This window comes from Ensifer sp. PDNC004 (assembly GCF_016919405.1).
In the GTDB taxonomy this organism is placed as follows: Bacteria; Pseudomonadota; Alphaproteobacteria; order Rhizobiales; family Rhizobiaceae; genus Ensifer.
Map to the genome: position 1 here is coordinate 857,619 of NZ_CP070352.1, position 16,283 is coordinate 873,901.

A 16,283-nucleotide genomic window follows, 5' to 3' on the forward strand; every position below is an offset into this window, starting at 1 on the left:
ATGGAGAAGGAGGTCAAGACCACCTGTCCCTATTGCGGTGTCGGCTGCGGCGTGATCGCGACCGTGAGCGAGCAAGGAGCCGTTGCCGTTCGCGGCGATCCTGACCACCCCGCCAATTTCGGACGGCTCTGCTCCAAGGGTTCCGCACTTGCCGAGACCCTCGACCTCGACGGTCGGCTCCTGCATCCGGAGATCGACGGGCGCCGGGCCGGCTGGGACGAAGCGCTCGACCTCGTCGCCGACCGCTTTGCGGAAACGATCGCCGAACACGGGCCGGATTCGGTCGCCTTCTACGTCTCCGGCCAGTTGCTCACCGAGGACTACTACGTCGCCAACAAGCTGATGAAGGGTTTTGTCGGCTCGGCCAACATCGATACCAATTCGCGCCTTTGCATGTCCTCCTCGGTTGCCGGTCATCGTCGTGCCTTCGGCTCGGATACGGTACCCGGGACCTATGAGGATCTGGAGCTGGCCGATCTGGTAGTGCTGACCGGATCTAACCTCGCCTGGTGTCACCCCGTCCTCTACCAGCGCCTTGCCGCCGCCAAGGCGAAACGACCGGGGCTGAAGATCGTACTCATCGATCCGCGCCGCACAATGACGGCCGATATCGCCGACCTGCATCTCGCGATCCGGCCCGACGCCGACGTGGCGCTCTTCGTCGGGCTGTTCTCGCATCTGGTTTCCAGCAATGCCGTCGACCAGAACTATGTCGCTGCGCATACGGCCGGTTTCGCGGAGACCTTGCTCGCAGCCGGCGGTGTTTCGTTCGACGACGTACTCGAACGGACCGGCCTTCCGGCGATGCAGATGCGCGAGTTCTACCGGCTGTTTTCGACAACCGAAAAGGTCGTGACCTGCTACAGCCAGGGCGTCAACCAGTCGTCCTCGGGCACCGACAAGGTCAACGCGATCCTCAACTGTCATCTCGCTACCGGCCGCATCGGCCGACCGGGCATGGGGCCGTTCTCGCTGACGGGCCAGCCGAACGCGATGGGCGGCCGCGAGGTCGGTGGTCTTGCCAATATGCTGGCCGCCCACATGGCGATCGAAGATGCCGGTGACCGCGATCGCGTCCAGCGCTTCTGGCGTTCGCCGAAGATTGCCGAGAAGCCGGGGCTGAAGGCCGTCGATCTCTTCCAGGCGGTGGCAGACGGTCGCGTCAAGGCGCTCTGGATCATGGCAACGAACCCTGTCGTCTCGATGCCGGATGCCGATGCCGTCGAGGCGGCGATCAGGGCCTGTCCCTTCGTCGTGGTCTCCGACATCCTGAAGGAGACCGATACTGCCCGCCACGCGCATGTGCTGCTGCCGTCGCTCGGCTGGGGGGAAAAGAGCGGCACGGTCACCAATTCCGAGCGTCGTATCTCCCGCCAGCGGGCGTTCCTCGCCGCACCGGGAGAAGCCCGGGCTGACTGGCGGCAACTAGCCGAAGTCGGGCGCCGCCTGGGCCATGCCGATGCCTTCGCCTACGAAGCGCCCGCAGCGATCTTTCGCGAACATGCCGCGCTCTCGGCCTTCGAAAATGCCGGCAGCCGCGATTTCGACATCGGCACCTATTCCGATCTTGCGCTTGAGGACTACGACGGGCTGACGCCCTTCCAGTGGCCCCAACGGGAAGGCCAGAAGCGCGCCGAAAGCCGTTTCTTTGCGGCGGGCAATTTCTATCACGCTGACGGCAGAGGCCGGTTCGTGGCCGTTCGCCCGGCAGAGACCAACCGCACCAATGCCGATTACCCGTTCACGCTCAACACCGGCCGCATCCGCGACCAGTGGCACACGATGACCCGCACAGGCAAAAGCGCGCGCCTCTCGGCCCATATCGCCGAACCGTTTGCCGAACTGCACCCGCGTGATGCGATGGAGATCGGCGTCGGCAACGCCGACCTTATCGAGATCGAAAGCCCTGAGGGCAAGGCGTTCGTACGTGCGCTCATCACCGAGCGCCAGGCGCGCGGCAGCATCTTCGCGCCGATGCACTGGAACGACCAGTTTGCGGCGAAGGCACGCATCGATGTGCTCGTGCCGCCGATTACCGATCGTCTCTCGGGCCAGCCGGCATCGAAGAACGTTGCCGTCGCCGCGCGAAAATTCAAGGCGACGCACTACGCCTTTGCCGTCTCTCAGGCAAAGCCGGTCGATCCGGATGCCGCCTATTGGGCGCTGGCAAAGGCGGCAGGCGGGTGGCGGCTGGAGCTGGCTTTTGCCGAGCCGGTGGACGACTGGGCCGGCTGGTGCCGCCGCGTTCTTGCGATCCCGCCAGGGGTAGAGCCGCTCGGCTATGCGGATGCACAGACCGGCGACATCAGGCTCGCCTTCTTCGATGGTCCGCGGCTTCTCGCGGCCTTCTTCCTCGCGCGTGAACCGGTCGCCGTCGCGCGCAACTGGGCAATCGCGCAGCTCGTCGCTGAACACGTCAACCTGCGCAAGCGCTTCGCGCTCGTCGCCGGCCGTCCGGGGGCCGACAAGCCGGATCCCGGCGCCACCGTCTGCTCCTGCTTCGGTGTTGGCGTCAACCAGATCGTCGCGGCCGTACGCGGCGGTTGCCACAGCGTCGAGGCCGTCGGCGTGGCGCTCAATGCCGGAACCAATTGCGGCTCCTGCCGCGCCGAAATCAGGGGGATCATCGATGGATGTCTTGCAGCAGCCGCAGAGTGACGGACCCGCCCGCATGGAGGCGCTCGCCAAGCTGCCCGTCTTCTGGGCGCTGGAGGGCCGGCGCGTCGTGGTGGCCGGTGCAACGGACGGAGCGATGTGGAAGGCCGAGCTGCTGGCCGCCTGCGGCGCGCGCGTCGACCTTTACGCTGAAGGGAACGACGAGGCGCTCGCGGCATATGCCGGCCGTACCCCCCAACACCCCACCGCCATCATCACGCTAAACCGCCGGCACTGGGCGCCCGCCGATCTTGACCGTGCCGCGCTCGCCGTCGGCGATTGCGAGGACCAGGCGGAGGCGCGGGCATTCTTCGCCGCCGCCCGCGCGGCGGGCGTTCCGGTCAACGTCATCGACAAGCCGGACTTCTGCGAGTTCCAGTTCGGCTCGATCGTCAACCGCTCGCCCGTCATCGTTGCGATCTCGACCGATGGCGCCGCCCCGATTCTCGCCCAGACGATCCGCCGCAAGATCGAGACGCTGTTGCCGAAAAGCCTGAAGGCCTGGGCAGCGCTGGCACAGTCTCTTCGTGGAGCGGTGAACCGCCGGGTCGAACCCGGTCCCCGCCGCCGCGTCTTCTGGGAACGTTTTGCCGATCGCGTCTTTTCGACCATGGATACGCCGGAGGAGGGCGTAGGCGGGGTGCTTCTTGCTGACGCCGAAAGGCTCGCGGGAGCCCCCGCCATCGGTCACGTGACTTTGGTCGGCGCGGGACCGGGCGATGCCGAACTCCTGACGCTGAAGGCCGTGCGCGCGCTGCAAGCGGCCGATGTCATCCTTTTCGACGACCTCGTTTCTTCAGACGTGCTCGACCTCGCCCGGCGGGAGGCAAAGCGCATGCTCGTCGGAAAGCGCGGCGGCCGCGAAAGCTGCCGGCAGGAAGATATCAACGCCATGATGGTCAAGCTCGCCAAGGCTGGGAAGCGCGTCGTGCGGCTGAAATCCGGCGACCCCATGGTGTTCGGCCGGGCCGGCGAGGAAATCGCCCATCTCGACCGCGAGAACATCCCCGTCGACGTCATCCCCGGGATCACTGCCGCAAGCGCCATGGCCTCCCGTCTCGGCCTGTCGCTGACCCATCGCGACTATGCCCAGTCGCTTCGGCTGGTGACCGGTCATTCCCGCCATGGCGGCCTGCCCGACGATGTCGACTGGGCAGGCATTGCCGATGCGCGCAGCACTGCGGTCTTCTACATGGGCGGCCGAACGGCAAGTCTGATTGCCGAAAAGCTCATCGGCGAAGGCCGTCCGCCTGAAACACCGGCCGTGATCATGAGCGATGTCAGCCGTCCGACGGAGCGTAGTTGGCGCGGCACGCTCGCGACAATCCCGGAGGGCATCGCAGAGATCGGCTACGACAACCCTGTCCTCATCGCCGTCGGCGGCGTGTTTTCGGCCCGAGACAAGCATGCCGCATCGATCGGCCACCCTCTCGCCGGAGCATGCTGATGGGCATCTCCCTGGTGTTTCTCGTTCTCGCCATCGGTCTCAGCTGGCCGCGTTTCAGGCTCATCTTCGAAGCTCAATCGAACGCCGCGGTAGCCGTAGCGCCCCTCACCATGGTTGCGAGTGCCGTGAACCTCTGCGCCATCGGCCTCGCTGTTGCGGAACACGGTCTGCTTCTAGGCGGATCGTTCATTGCCGGCGCCATCTTCCTGGCGAGAATAATGCATGCCGTGCCATCGACGCCGGGCATCTTAGCCTCGGCCCTATGTCTTGCCGGCTACATCGAGATCACATCCAAGGCAGTTGCGTGACGGGCTGAAGCGCCCCCGCGCCGCACAATCAAGCACCGGCATCCGCTGTCGCACCAAGGGATATTCGAGTGCGTCGCCTCGTATCAACGTCCCGAATATCCCAAGGTCGCCACCGTAGGCTGGTTCTAAGCGCGCAGGCAGGTCACCGCCATACCCCAATTGAGGAATGAGCCCGTGCCGGGAACGCGACGTCGGCCACCGAAGTCAGTGCACGGCCGTTTCCGATCTATCGCCGCTTTCCTCGAATACCACCGTCTCGCCGAGCGGGGTCGCTGCAATTGACCTGATCTCTTGGGCGAGCGACGCCAGCTTGCGGGCAATCTCCTGCAGTTCGGCGGTCGAGCCGGTGGCCTCGCAGGTCTCTTCAACGCTCCGTTCGTCCATGTGCTCTTCCTCTTTCGAGTGAACGCAGGAGCGAAGCATATTTCTAATTCACCATATAAGGCCACAAGCCGTCGCGCGTTCTTCATGGCGGCGCACAGCCATAGGTATAGGCCGGTCGATGACGCCGATTACACCTACTGTCGCAAACACCCCCATCTGCGGTCTCACAGGTCATCAAAACCTTGGAAGAGTGACATTCCGACGCTGCAAGAAGGCAAACTCGGCAACGTCAGGGTTTTCATCTGGATGCTAAATTGCTAGTTCTTTCTTTGTTCCTGCCCGTCTCTTCGATGAAAATCGATGCGGGCTGTGACTGAGTGCGATGAAAGCGAACGGGAACGCATGAGCGCCGCCTATCTGGAAAAACTCAATGACCGCCAGCGCGAAGCGGTCGAGCACGGTATCGGCTTGCCGGAAGGACAGGTCGGCGGCCCGCTTCTCATCATCGCCGGCGCCGGCTCCGGCAAGACGAATACGCTGGCCCATCGGGTCGCGCATCTCATCGTCAACGGGGCTGATCCGCGTCGCATTCTCCTGATGACCTTCTCTCGGCGCGCAGCAGCCGAGATGACCCGCCGGGTCGCGCGCATCTGCCGCCAGGTTCTTGGCGACAATGCCGCAGTCATGACGGACGCGCTTTCCTGGGCCGGCACCTTCCATGGCATCGGCGCCCGGATCCTGCGCATCTATGCCGAACAAATCGGTCTCGGCCCGGATTTTACGATCCATGACCGGGAAGACAGCGCCGACCTGATGAACCTCGTGCGCCACGAGCTCGGCTTCTCGAAGATGGAAAGCCGGTTCCCGACCAAGGGAACGTGCCTTTCGATCTATTCGCGCGTCGTGAACTCCGAAAGCTCGATTGGCGACGTGCTGAAGACGGCCTATCCCTGGGTCACCGGCTGGGACGAACAGCTCAAGGCGCTGTTTGCGGCCTACGTCGATGCCAAACAGGCGCAGAACGTGCTCGATTACGACGATCTCCTGCTCTACTGGGCGCAGATGGTTTCCGATCCGGAGCTTGCCGACGATGTCGGCGGACGCTTCGATCATGTTCTTGTCGACGAGTATCAGGACACCAACAGGCTGCAGGCCTCGATCCTGATGGCGCTCAGACCCGGGGGCCACGGATTGACGGTCGTAGGCGACGACGCCCAGTCGATCTATTCCTTCCGGGCTGCAACGGTTCGCAACATTCTCGATTTCCCGAACGCCTTTTCGCCCGAGCCCGCCGACGTCATCACCCTCGACCGGAATTACCGCTCGACGCAACCGATCCTCGCTGCCGCAAACGGCGTGATCGGCCTGGCGCGGGAGCGGTTTACCAAGAACCTCTGGACGGACAGGCAATCGGAGCAACGACCGTTGCTCGTCGCCGTCAAGGACGAAGCGGATCAGGCGGCCTATATCGTGGAGCAGGTTCTCGCTGGCCGTGAGATCGGCATCGCCTTGAAGCAGCAGGCGGTTCTATTCCGCTCGTCCAACCACAGCGGAACGCTCGAAGTCGAACTCACCCGGCGCAACATTCCGTTCGTGAAGTTCGGTGGCCTGAAGTTTCTCGACAGCGCCCATGTGAAGGACCTGCTCGCAGTCCTGCGCTTTGCGCAGAACCCGCGTGACCGCGTCGCCGGTTTCCGGTTGCTGCAGATGCTACCCGGCATTGGCCCGCAGACCGCCGGAAAGATCCTCGATGCGATCGCCGCCGATCCGGAACCGCTCGCAGCCCTTGCGGAGATCCCACCTCCCGCCAAGACCGGCGAGAACTGGACCGGCTTCGTCGATCTGGTGTCCGGCCTGCGACGGGCCGAGCCTGGATGGCCGCAGGAGATTGGCGCTGCGCGCGCCTGGTATGAGCCCCATCTCGACCGGATCCATGAAGACGCCGATACCCGCAAGGCCGACTTGCTGCAGCTCGAGCAGATTGCCGGCGGCTACCAGAACCGCGAACGTTTCCTGACCGAGCTGACCCTGGACCCGCCCGATGCCACCAGCGACCAGGCGGGCGTGCCGCTGCTCGACGAGGACTATCTGATCCTGTCGACCATCCATTCGGCGAAGGGTCAGGAATGGCGCTCGGTCTTCATGCTCAACGTCGTCGACGGCTGCATTCCGTCCGATCTCGGGGTCGGCACGACCGCCGAACTCGAAGAGGAACGGCGGCTGCTCTATGTCGGCATGACACGGGCACGCGATCATCTGTCCCTGGTGACGCCGCAGCGCTTCTTCACCCACGGTCAGAATGCCCAGGGCGACCGGCATGTCTACGCCTCGCGAACCCGCTTTATCCCAGCGACATTGCTGCAATTCTTCGAGACGAGCAGTTGGCCGAAGATTTCGGCAAGCGCCAGCGAGCGAAGCGCCAAGCAGATCCGCATCGACGTCGGCGCCCGCATGCGCTCCATGTGGAAGTGAGCTAAGGCGGTGGTGGACCGCAAGTTCGTGCGATCACCCTCGGACGGCCCGAAGATTTGTTAGCCCGGCATGCTCGGCGGCGCGATAAACTGATAGTACGACCACACCGCAACCAGGGCCGCAATCACTGCCAGCCAAATCAACGCCTTCCGCGGCACAGGTCTGGTCGGCTTCGCCTCCTTTTTCGGCTTTGGTCGTTCAAACTTGATGATGTTGTTGTCGTCCATTCGCTCCCACCCCGGGTAAATTCATACATGTTCCGGCGCGTTCAGCCGGCGCACCACTCGTGGCGCGCCCCGCCTAACGTCCTGATTCGGCATCAATAAGATGTAAAAGCAGGTTCGCGCCAATCCCGTTGAATCAACATGGCATTCCAACGCCGCCGTCAAGCCTTCAGGGCCAGGCGTTTTTAATCAAGAGACGTCGTCATCAAGCCGCACCGTCGCGGCCGAGCCAGGGATCGGGGCCTGGATCGCGCCCGGAGGCCACTTGGCGCAAGCGCTCCAGATAATGCGTCCAGCCTTCCGCATGCCCCGCACATTGTTCGGCGCTGGGCAGGCCCGTTTGCGTAAGGCGCAGCAATGTTCCGGGCGGCTGTTCGATCAGGTCGATCTCGATCAGGCTCGAGCCGGGCGGCACGATGTCGCTGCCTTCCCAGCCGAAGCTGTAGGCGAGACGATGCACCGGCACGACCTCGCGGAAAGCCCCGCGGGCAAAACGCGCGCCGGTCACGTTGACGAGGTAGAGACCACCGGGCTCCGCCTTGGTGTCGGCCTCAGTTCCCATCCAGCGCAGGATTTTTTCCGGGTCGGTCAAGAGAGCGAATACTGCGGCGGGGGGCGCCGGGATCTGTGTTTCGCGACGGACGACGAGGGCTTCTGGCATCGGTCTTCCCTTTGCTGATTGGCCTGCCCGCGGATTGCTAGCCTTCTGCGGGCGCCGCAATCATAGACCGCCATGGCGGATGGCGCCACCGCTCGCCCCAGTTTTGCGCTCAGCGCGGCGGCAGAACGGGGCTTGTCGGCAGGGGGCGCGGCCCTATCCTCTCTAGCATGGATTTGTCCGTCCCCCTTGCCTGGCTCGTGGACGAGGCGAGCGCCTCGCCGGAGCCGGACCGCTTCCTGTCCGACCTCGGCCGCCGGCTCCTCGCCGACGGTTTGCCGCTTGCGGCCGGCGCCCTTACGCTCGCCGTGCCACACCCGATCATCGCCCGCCGCACCTGGCTGTGGCGGGCCGAGAGCGGCGTGGTGATCGAGAGCCTGGGCTTTGCCGGCGCCGTCTCCGACCGGGCGGGTGAAGAGTGGCTGGCCGGGTTCGGACCAATGCTGCAACCATCGGCAAAACTGGGAACGGAACACGCGCCCCTCAGCTGGGCCGGGAGCCGCCCGTTCGACCCGGAAGAGACGGCGCGGCTTCATGAGGTCGAGCGCTTTGCCGTCGCGCCCCTGGCGGTTCTTGCCGAGCGGGCAGCGCTGACCGCCCTGCTCGACGCCTATCTCGGCCGCCGCAGTGCCGCCCGCGTTCGCGCCGGGGCGCTCACCCGCGGCACCGGCGAAACAATTCGGGCGGCCCTGCTCTATGCCGATTTGCGTAACTTCACGGCGCTGTCCGAGATATCGGAACCGGCCGTGGTGATCGCCGCCCTCGACGCCTGGTTCGATCGCCTCGCCGGCGCGATCCACGCCTTTGGTGGCGAGGTGCTGAAATTCATCGGCGACGGCGTCCTGGCGATCTTTCCGGTGAGCGGTTCGCCGGGCGAAGCCTGCGATTCGGCGCTGCGCGCGGTCTCCGCCGCACGCGCCGGAATGGCGCATCTCGACGAGACACGGCAGGCCGAAGGGCTGCCGCCGCTCTCCTTCGGCGTGGCCCTGCACCTCGGCGACATTCTCTGGGGCAATATCGGCGCCGCCGACAGGCTCGACTTCACCGCGATCGGCCCGGCGGTCAATCTCGTCAGCCGGCTGGAGGGCCTGTGCCGGCCGCTCGGCCGCTCCGTGCTGATTTCGGGTGCCGTCGCTGAAACCACGTCGATGCCGCTGCTGCCGCTCGGCGAGCATTCCTTGCGCGGCATCGCAGCGCCGTGCGCCGTCTTCACGTTGCCGGACGCGTAACGCCACCCTTGGCGGTCGCGCGCCCAATCGCTCCGCCGCCCAGTCGGCGACAAGCGGGCGATAGAGCCAGGGGATATTGTTGCAGACGTGGTTGCCATCCTCGAAGATGTGCAGTTCGGCGCCGCGCACGCAGATATCCGCGCATTTTAGCGCCTCGGAGGGTGGGAAGATCTTGTCGCGTCCGCCGTGAAGGATGAGGGCCGGGATGGCAGCGCGCCAGGGTGAAACGGTCGGCCCGTTCGCGAACGTCCGCGCCGCCGAGCGAGGAGCGCATGTTGTCGCGATAGACCTGCGGCAGCGCATCCCAGAACCCGCCGAGATCGAAGAAGCCGTTGATGGAGACGACACCGGCAAGCGTCGGCACGGAAGCGGCAGCGCGTAGCGCGAGAAAGCCGCCGAAGGCCATGCCGACGAGCGCGACCTTGCCCGACAGGCGCGGATGCGCCGCCACCGATCGGAGGGCCGCCTCGACGGCCGGGCCGATATCCGGACGCAGCGCACCCATCGAACGGCCCTCGCCCTGGCCGGGGCCGTCGAGCGATAGGGTCGCAACGCCGCGGGCATGAAAATGCCGCTCGAAGGCCGGATTCTTCCTTGGTCGAATCCGAGCCAGGGATGATCAGCGCCAGCGGGTGTCTGCCGTCTCCGCTCGGCACGCGAAGAACGGCCCGAAGTTCCCCGTCCTCGAAGGGAACGGCGACCATCTCACCCTGCTCCGCGGCGAGGTCGTATACGATGCCGGCGCCCTCCGGTCCGCCGAGCAATAGCCGGGGACAAAGGGGCACCATCATGGCCTGCTGTCAAAGCAACCCGGCCGCAACATAGCGATCATCGCCGGGAGTAACGCGTCCCGGCGAAAGGCGTTGCAGCCACTCTGTTCGACGCGAGGTATTAGGCCAGGCAGAGGCGGCCAGACTCGACAGTCGCCGGGTGAGACCCAGAGCCTAAGCGACCACCAACCCCGCCGGGCCGGCCACCGTTTCCCCGATCACCGCTGCGCCGAAGCCGTGCTTGCCGAAGAGGCCGAGCACGTCCTGCGCGGACGACCGGTCACAGGCGACGAGCAAGCCGCCGCTCGTCTGCGGATCGCAAAGCAGCGCCTTGTCGATCGCGCCCATCTCGCGGTCAAAGGCCACGTCCTGACCATAGCTTGCCCAATTCCGCCCGGAGGCGCCGGTGACGAAACCGGCGGCAGCGAGATCGAAAGCACCTTCCAGAAGGGGAACGGCGGACCAGTCGATCCGGACCTGGCAATTCGATCCACGCGCCATTTCGAGCGCGTGGCCGGCAAGGCCGAAGCCTGTCACGTCGGTCATGGCATGGACGCCGGAAAGCCGCGCGAGATCCGGTCCCGGCGTATTCAGCCGGGTGGTGCTATCAAGCATGCGGGCATAGCCGGCCCCATCGAGCGCGCCCTTTTTCAGCGCCGCGGAAAAGATGCCGACGCCGAGCGGTTTGCCGAGGATGAGCACGTCGCCGGCACGGGCGCCGTTGTTGCGTTTCAGATGCGCGGGATCGACGAGGCCGATCGCGACGAGACCGTAGATCGGCTCGACGGAATCGATCGTGTGGCCGCCGGCGATCGGAATGCCGGCCGCCCGGCAGGCCGCCGCGCCGCCGTCGAGGATGGCGCCGATGGTTTCGGTCGACAGCACGTTGACCGGCATGCCGACGAGTGCCAGCGCAAAGATCGGCGTGCCGCCCATTGCGTAGACATCGCTGATCGCATTGGTCGCGGCGATCCTGCCGAAATCGTGGGGATCGTCGACAACAGGCATGAAGAAATCGGTGGTGGCGACCACCGCCTGGTGATCGTTGAGGCGATAGACTGCCGCATCGTCGGACGTTTCGATGCCGACCAGCAGCTCCGGCGGCACCGGCAGCTGGACGCGCCCCCGCAAGATTTCCTGAAGCACGCCCGGCGCGATCTTGCAGCCGCAGCCGCCGCCATGGGCAAGCGAGGTCAGGCGAGGCTCGGAGGAGGCGGGCAGGCTGCTCACGATCAGAACTCCCTCGATGCAATGGTATCGATGGCGGCCTTGCCGGCCACGGACGCGATCATGACCGATCATTTCCGGCAAGGCCATGACTTTTCGTGACAAAAGCCGATCAAATCGGCCTTGACACGCCGGCTCTGAGGCTCGACCATTCGTTTCAAGACCGATACGCATGGAAGAGGACCTCCAATGAACATCGATCTTTCTCGCCGCAGTTTCCTGAAGCTTGCTGGCGCAGGAGCCGCGGCCACCACGATCGGGGCCATGGGCTTCGGAGCGGCCGAGGCCGCAACAGCCGCCCATGTGCGTGCCTTCAAACTCGCAAGCACCACCGAGACCCGCAACGTCTGCACCTACTGTTCGGTCGCCTGCGGCATCCTGATGTATTCGAAGGGTGACCTTTCCGCCGGCGAGAAGGCGGAACTCATCCATATCGAGGGGGATGCCGATCATCCGACCAACCGCGGAACGCTCTGTCCCAAGGGCGCGGCGCTCAAGGACTTCGTGAAGTCCGAGACCCGCGCCACGAAGCCACGTCACCGCGCTCCAGGCGCCGACACCTGGCAGGACATCTCCTGGGAAGATGCCTTCGACAAGATCGCCCGCGCGATCAAGGACGATCGCGACAAGAACTTCATCGAGAAGAATGCGGCCGGCGTCACCGTCAACCGCTGGACGACGATGGGATTCCTCGCGGCCTCGGGCGGCACCAACGAGACGGGATGGCTGACCTACAAGACCGTCCGGTCCATGGGCGTCGTCGGCTTCGACAACCAGGCACGCGTCTGACACGGCCCCACGGTAGCCAGTTTGGCTCCAACATTTGGCCGCGGCGCAATGACGAACGCCTGGACCGACATCAAGAACACCGACCTCGTCATCGTCATGGGTGGCAACGCGGCGGAAGCCCATCCTTGCGGCTTCAAATGGGTGACTGAAGCCAAGCACCATCGCGGCGCCCGGCTGATCGTCGTGGATCCGCGCTTCAACCGCACCGCCTCGGTCGCTGACGTCTACGCCCCGATCCGACCCGGCTCCGACATCGCCTTCCTGATGGGCGCGATCCGCTACTGCATCGAGAACGACAAGGTGCAGTGGGACTATGTGAAGAACTACACCAACGCCACATACCTGGTGAACGAAGGCTTCGGCTGGGCCGATGGCCTCTTCAACGGCTACGACGAGGAGAAACGCGACTACGACCGCACCGCCTGGGAATACCAGATGAACGAGGACGGGACGGTGAAAACCGATCCGACCCTGTCAGACCCGCGCTGCGTCTGGAACCTCCTGAAGCAGCATGTCGCAGCCTACACGCCGGAGTTTGTCGAAAACATCTGCGGCACGCCCAAGGATCGCTACCTGAAGATCCTGGAGATGATCGGCGCGACCTCGGCCCGCGACAAGGTGATGACCTCGCTCTATGCGCTCGGCTGGACCCAGCATTCCAAGGGCGCCCAGAACATCCGCGGCATGGCGATGCTGCAGCTGATCCTCGGCAATGTCGGCTTGCCGGGCGGCGGGGTAAACGCGCTTCGCGGCCACTCCAATATCCAGGGCCTGACCGACATCGGCCTGCTGTCCAACTCCCTGCCGGGCTACATGAACCTGGCGACCGAAAAGGAGACGGACTACACGACCTACATGTCGACGCGCGGCAACAAGCCGCTTGTTCCCGGCCAGACGAGCTATTGGCAGAACACGCCCAAATTCATGGTCAGCTTCCTGAAGGCCATGTGGGGCAGCGCTGCGACCAAGGAAAACGACTGGGGCTTCGACTGGCTGCCGAAGCTCGATGTGCCCTACTACGACATCCTCAGGATGTTCGACATGATGAGCCGCGGCGAAGTGAACCTCTACTTCTGCCAGGGCTTCAATCCGCTTTTGTCCTTCCCGAACAGGGCAAAGCTGACCGAGGGTCTGTCGAAGCTGAAGCTGCTCGTGACCATCGACCCGCTGCAGACCGAGACGGCGCATTTCTGGGAAAACCACGGCATCTACAACCAGGTGGATCCCGCCAAGATCATGACGGAGGTGCTCCAACTTCCGGCGACGTGCTTTGCCGAGGACGAGGGCGCCACCGTCAATTCGGGCCGGTGGCTGCAATGGCACTGGCCGGGTGCGACACCGCCGGGTGATGCCAAGCACGACACCTCGATCATGGCCAACATCTTCCTGCGGGTGCGTGAACTCTACCGCAAGGAAGGCGGGGTTTGTCCCGAACCGATCCTGAACCTCGCCTGGGACTACAAGGACCCGTATGAGCCGGAACCGGCCGAACTTGCCCAGGAGATGAATGGGCGGGCGCTGCAAACGCTCTACGATCCGACGGATCCGACGAAGGTGCTGGTCGAGGCAGGCAAGCTCCTGCCCAACTTCGGCGTGATGCGTGACGACGGCTCCACCATGTCGGGCTGCTGGATCTATACCGGCTCCTGGACGGAGGAAGGCAACATGATGGCCCGGCGCGACAACAGCGATCCGGGCGATGTCGGCACCTTCCTCAAATGGACCTTCGCCTGGCCCGCAAACCGCCGCATCCTCTACAATCGCGCCTCCTGCGACCTTGAGGGCAAGCCCTGGGATCCGGCGCGCAAACTGATCGAATGGAACGGCGAGCGTTGGGCCGGATTCGACGTGCCCGACATCGCAGTGACGGCAAAGCCGGAGACCGTGATGCCGTTCATCATGACGGCCGAGGGGACCGCCCGTCTCTTTGCCCGCAAGCTGATGCGGGACGGCCCCTTCCCCACGCATATGGAGCCGTTCGAAAGCCCGGTCGAAAATCCGTTCAACGCCAAGCTTCGCGGCAATCCCGTCGCGCGCATCTTCCCAGGCGACCTGCAACAGCTGGGCACGAGCACCGACTTCCCCTTCGTTGCGACCTCCTACCGCCTCACCGAGCACTTCCACTTCTGGACCAAGCACAGCCGCGTCAACGCCGTGCTGCAGCCGGAGTTCTTCGTGGAAATCAGCGAGGAGCTGGCGGCTGAACGCGGCATCACCAAGGGCGGGCGGGTGCGCGTGTGGAGCGCGCGCGGCGAGGTCTGGGCGAAGGCGGTGGTAACGAAGCGTATTCGCCCGCTGATCTGCAACGGCAAGCCGGTCCATGTGGTCGGCATTCCCTTGCACTGGGGCTTCATGGGTGCGGCCCGCAAGGGCTTCGGCCCGAACAGCCTCACGCCCTTCGTCGGCGACGCCAACATCGACACGCCGGAGTTCAAGGCCTTCCTGGTCAACATCGAGCCGGCGGCGGAAGAAGGAGCTTCGGCATGAGCGAACGCGCACCGGAACCGGTAACGGCCGCCGCCAACCCGCCGCTGCAGCCGCTGGCGTCGAACCTTTTGCCGAGCGACGTCATCAAGGCCTCGGCAACCAGCGACGTGCCGACGCCCGAAAGACAGCTGACCCCGGTCGCCAAGCTGATCGACGTTTCGAAATGCATCGGCTGCAAGGCCTGCCAGTCCGCCTGCATCGAATGGAACGACACCCATCCGGACCTGGAGGAAAATGTCGGCGTCTACGAGAACCCGCACGACCTGACGGCGGATATGTTCACGCTGATGCGGTTCACCGAATACGAGAACCCGGTTACCAACGAGTTCGAATGGCTGATCCGCAAGGACGGCTGCATGCACTGCGCCGATCCCGGCTGTCTCAAGGCCTGCCCGGCGCCCGGCGCAATCGTGCAATATTCCAACGGCATCGTCGATTTCATCTCCGACAACTGCATCGGCTGCGGCTATTGCATCGCCGGCTGTCCCTTCAACATTCCGCGCATCTCCAAGACCGCGCATGTATCGAAGAAATGCACCCTCTGCTCGGACCGCGTCGCGGTCGGCCAGGGACCGGCCTGCGCCAAGGCCTGTCCGACCAAGGCGATCACCTTCGGGACGAAGGACGACATGGTCACGCTTGCCAACGAGCGCGTAGAGGACCTGAAGTCACGCGGCTACGACCACGCAGGCCTCTACGATCCGCAAGGCGTCGGCGGCACGCATGTGATGTATGTGCTGCACCATGCCGATCAGCCGTCGCTCTATTCCGGGCTGCCGGAGGATCCGCAGATTTCGCCGGTGGTGCTCGGCTGGAAGGGTCCGGCGAAGACCGTCGGCCTCGCCGTTGCCGGGCTTGCCGCCGCCGGTGCCGTGCTGCACGGCATCTTCGCCCGTCCGAACGAGGTGACCGCCCACGAGGAAGGCGAGGCCGAAGAACTCGTCGAGGACCGCAACCGCCCGCAAGGCGGCAGGGAGGCGTGATGGCTGACAAACGCATCTATTCGGCCCCCGGCGACCGGATCGAGACGAAGCACCCGGTCACCGTCAATCGCTATCGCGGCTATACCCGTCTCAACCATTGGGTCACCGCCGCCTGCATGATCGTGCTTCTGATCTCCGGCCTTTCCTTCTTTCATCCGTCGCTGTTTTTCCTAACCGGCCTTTTCGGTGGCGGGCAGGCGACGCGGTGGCTGCATCCGATCGTCGGACTTGTCCTCGTCGCAAGCTTCCTCCTCCTGTTTGCGCAGATGTGGAAGCTCAATCTGCCGCGGCGCGAGGATGTGGAATGGAGCCGCAAGTTCGGCGACCTTCTCCAGGGCAACGAAGAAAGCCTGCCCGAACTCGGCAAGTACAATGCCGGCCAGAAGATGGTTTTCTGGGGCATGTCCGGCCTGATCGTCGTGCTTGTGACGACCGGGATCATGATCTGGGAGCAGTACTTCCCCGACCTCGTTTCCATCCCCGTTCGCCGTATCGCCGTCGCGGTGCATGCGCTGGCGGCGCTTTTCACGATCCTGATCTTCATCGTCCATGTCTATGCGGCGATCTGGACGCGCGGCACGATACGGGCGATGACCCGCGGCACCGTCACCGGCGGCTGGGCCTTTCGCCATCATCGCAAATGGCTGCGCGAACTGGCTGGACGTCAGGGCTCCGACCCGTCAAAGTGAACATCTCCTACAGCGCCGCGC

Annotated in this window: 13 protein-coding genes; 8 read left to right on the forward strand and 5 right to left on the reverse strand. The window is 64.6% G+C overall.

The genetic code is table 11. The features are described 5' to 3' along the window. Genes JVX98_RS03775 through JVX98_RS03785 form a run of 3 tightly spaced genes read left to right on the forward strand, consistent with a single transcriptional unit; the run spans nt 1 to nt 4,410 of the window. Entirely contained in the window at nt 1–2,658 is a 2,658-nt protein-coding gene (locus JVX98_RS03775; RefSeq protein WP_205236914.1) for a nitrate reductase, read from the forward strand. Next, nucleotides 2,630–4,102 carry a siroheme synthase CysG gene (gene cysG, locus JVX98_RS03780; protein WP_205236915.1) on the forward strand — a complete coding sequence of 491 codons (1,473 nt, stop codon included), beginning with the start codon at nt 2,630–2,632 and terminating at the stop codon, nt 4,100–4,102. The genes JVX98_RS03775 and cysG overlap by 29 nt, the downstream gene beginning before the upstream one ends. Next, complete coding sequence (locus JVX98_RS03785; RefSeq protein WP_205236916.1) at nt 4,102–4,410, forward strand: hypothetical protein; 309 nt, start codon at nt 4,102–4,104, stop codon at nt 4,408–4,410. The genes cysG and JVX98_RS03785 overlap by 1 nt, the downstream gene beginning before the upstream one ends. Nucleotides 4,411–4,614: 204 nt before the next feature. Here JVX98_RS03785 and JVX98_RS03790 read toward each other — a convergent pair whose 3' ends face one another. Next, nucleotides 4,615–4,794, reverse strand: a complete 180-nt coding sequence (locus JVX98_RS03790) for a hypothetical protein (RefSeq protein WP_192449336.1) — start codon at nt 4,792–4,794, stop codon at nt 4,615–4,617. Between the two features lie 342 nt (nt 4,795–5,136). Here JVX98_RS03790 and JVX98_RS03795 point away from each other — a divergent pair, with 342 nt between their 5' ends. Beyond that, on the forward strand, nt 5,137–7,206 hold the full coding sequence (locus tag JVX98_RS03795) for an ATP-dependent helicase (RefSeq protein ID WP_192449994.1): 2,070 nt from the start codon (nt 5,137–5,139) through the stop codon (nt 7,204–7,206). Nucleotides 7,207–7,265: 59 nt separating this feature from the next. On the opposite strand, the gene JVX98_RS03800 is transcribed toward JVX98_RS03795, so the two are convergent. Both JVX98_RS03800 and JVX98_RS03805 read right to left on the reverse strand, forming a co-directional pair. After that, nucleotides 7,266–7,433 (reverse strand): hypothetical protein, encoded by a 168-nt coding sequence (locus JVX98_RS03800; protein WP_192449335.1) that lies wholly within the window; start codon nt 7,431–7,433, stop codon nt 7,266–7,268. A gap of 202 nt (nt 7,434–7,635) precedes the next feature. Continuing rightward, nucleotides 7,636–8,091 carry an SRPBCC domain-containing protein gene (locus tag JVX98_RS03805; protein ID WP_205236917.1) on the reverse strand — a complete coding sequence of 152 codons (456 nt, stop codon included), beginning with the start codon at nt 8,089–8,091 and terminating at the stop codon, nt 7,636–7,638. 167 nt (nt 8,092–8,258) lie between these two features. Here JVX98_RS03805 and JVX98_RS03810 point away from each other — a divergent pair, with 167 nt between their 5' ends. Then, a complete protein-coding gene (locus tag JVX98_RS03810; RefSeq protein ID WP_205236918.1) occupies nt 8,259–9,317 on the forward strand; it encodes an adenylate/guanylate cyclase domain-containing protein in 1,059 nt (352 codons plus the stop codon). Here the strand turns inward: JVX98_RS03810 and JVX98_RS32195 are convergent. Both JVX98_RS32195 and selD read right to left on the reverse strand, forming a co-directional pair. Then, nucleotides 9,298–9,822 carry a dienelactone hydrolase family protein gene (locus tag JVX98_RS32195; RefSeq protein WP_246764866.1) on the reverse strand — a complete coding sequence of 175 codons (525 nt, stop codon included), beginning with the start codon at nt 9,820–9,822 and terminating at the stop codon, nt 9,298–9,300. The two genes, JVX98_RS03810 and JVX98_RS32195, sit on opposite strands and share 20 nt — an antisense overlap. Before the next feature lie 439 nt (nt 9,823–10,261). Continuing rightward, nucleotides 10,262–11,317, reverse strand: coding sequence for a selenide, water dikinase SelD (gene selD / locus JVX98_RS03820; RefSeq protein WP_246764867.1), 1,056 nt, complete (start codon nt 11,315–11,317; stop codon nt 10,262–10,264). Nucleotides 11,318–11,503: 186 nt separating this feature from the next. On the opposite strand from selD, the gene fdnG reads away from it, so the two are divergent. The 3 genes from fdnG to JVX98_RS03835 are packed head-to-tail and all read left to right on the forward strand — an operon-like array spanning nt 11,504 to nt 16,262. Beyond that, nucleotides 11,504–14,590, forward strand: a complete 3,087-nt coding sequence (fdnG, locus tag JVX98_RS03825; protein WP_205236919.1) for a formate dehydrogenase-N subunit alpha — start codon at nt 11,504–11,506, stop codon at nt 14,588–14,590. Further along, nucleotides 14,587–15,573 (forward strand): formate dehydrogenase subunit beta, encoded by a 987-nt coding sequence (fdxH, locus tag JVX98_RS03830; RefSeq protein WP_205236920.1) that lies wholly within the window; start codon nt 14,587–14,589, stop codon nt 15,571–15,573. The genes fdnG and fdxH overlap by 4 nt, the downstream gene beginning before the upstream one ends. Next, the gene (locus tag JVX98_RS03835) at nt 15,573–16,262 is read left to right on the forward strand and encodes a formate dehydrogenase subunit gamma (protein WP_205236921.1); all 690 of its coding nucleotides are present in this window, start codon (nt 15,573–15,575) and stop codon (nt 16,260–16,262) included. Before fdxH ends, JVX98_RS03835 begins: the two co-directional genes overlap by 1 nt. Nucleotides 16,263–16,283: the final 21 nt, after the last annotated feature.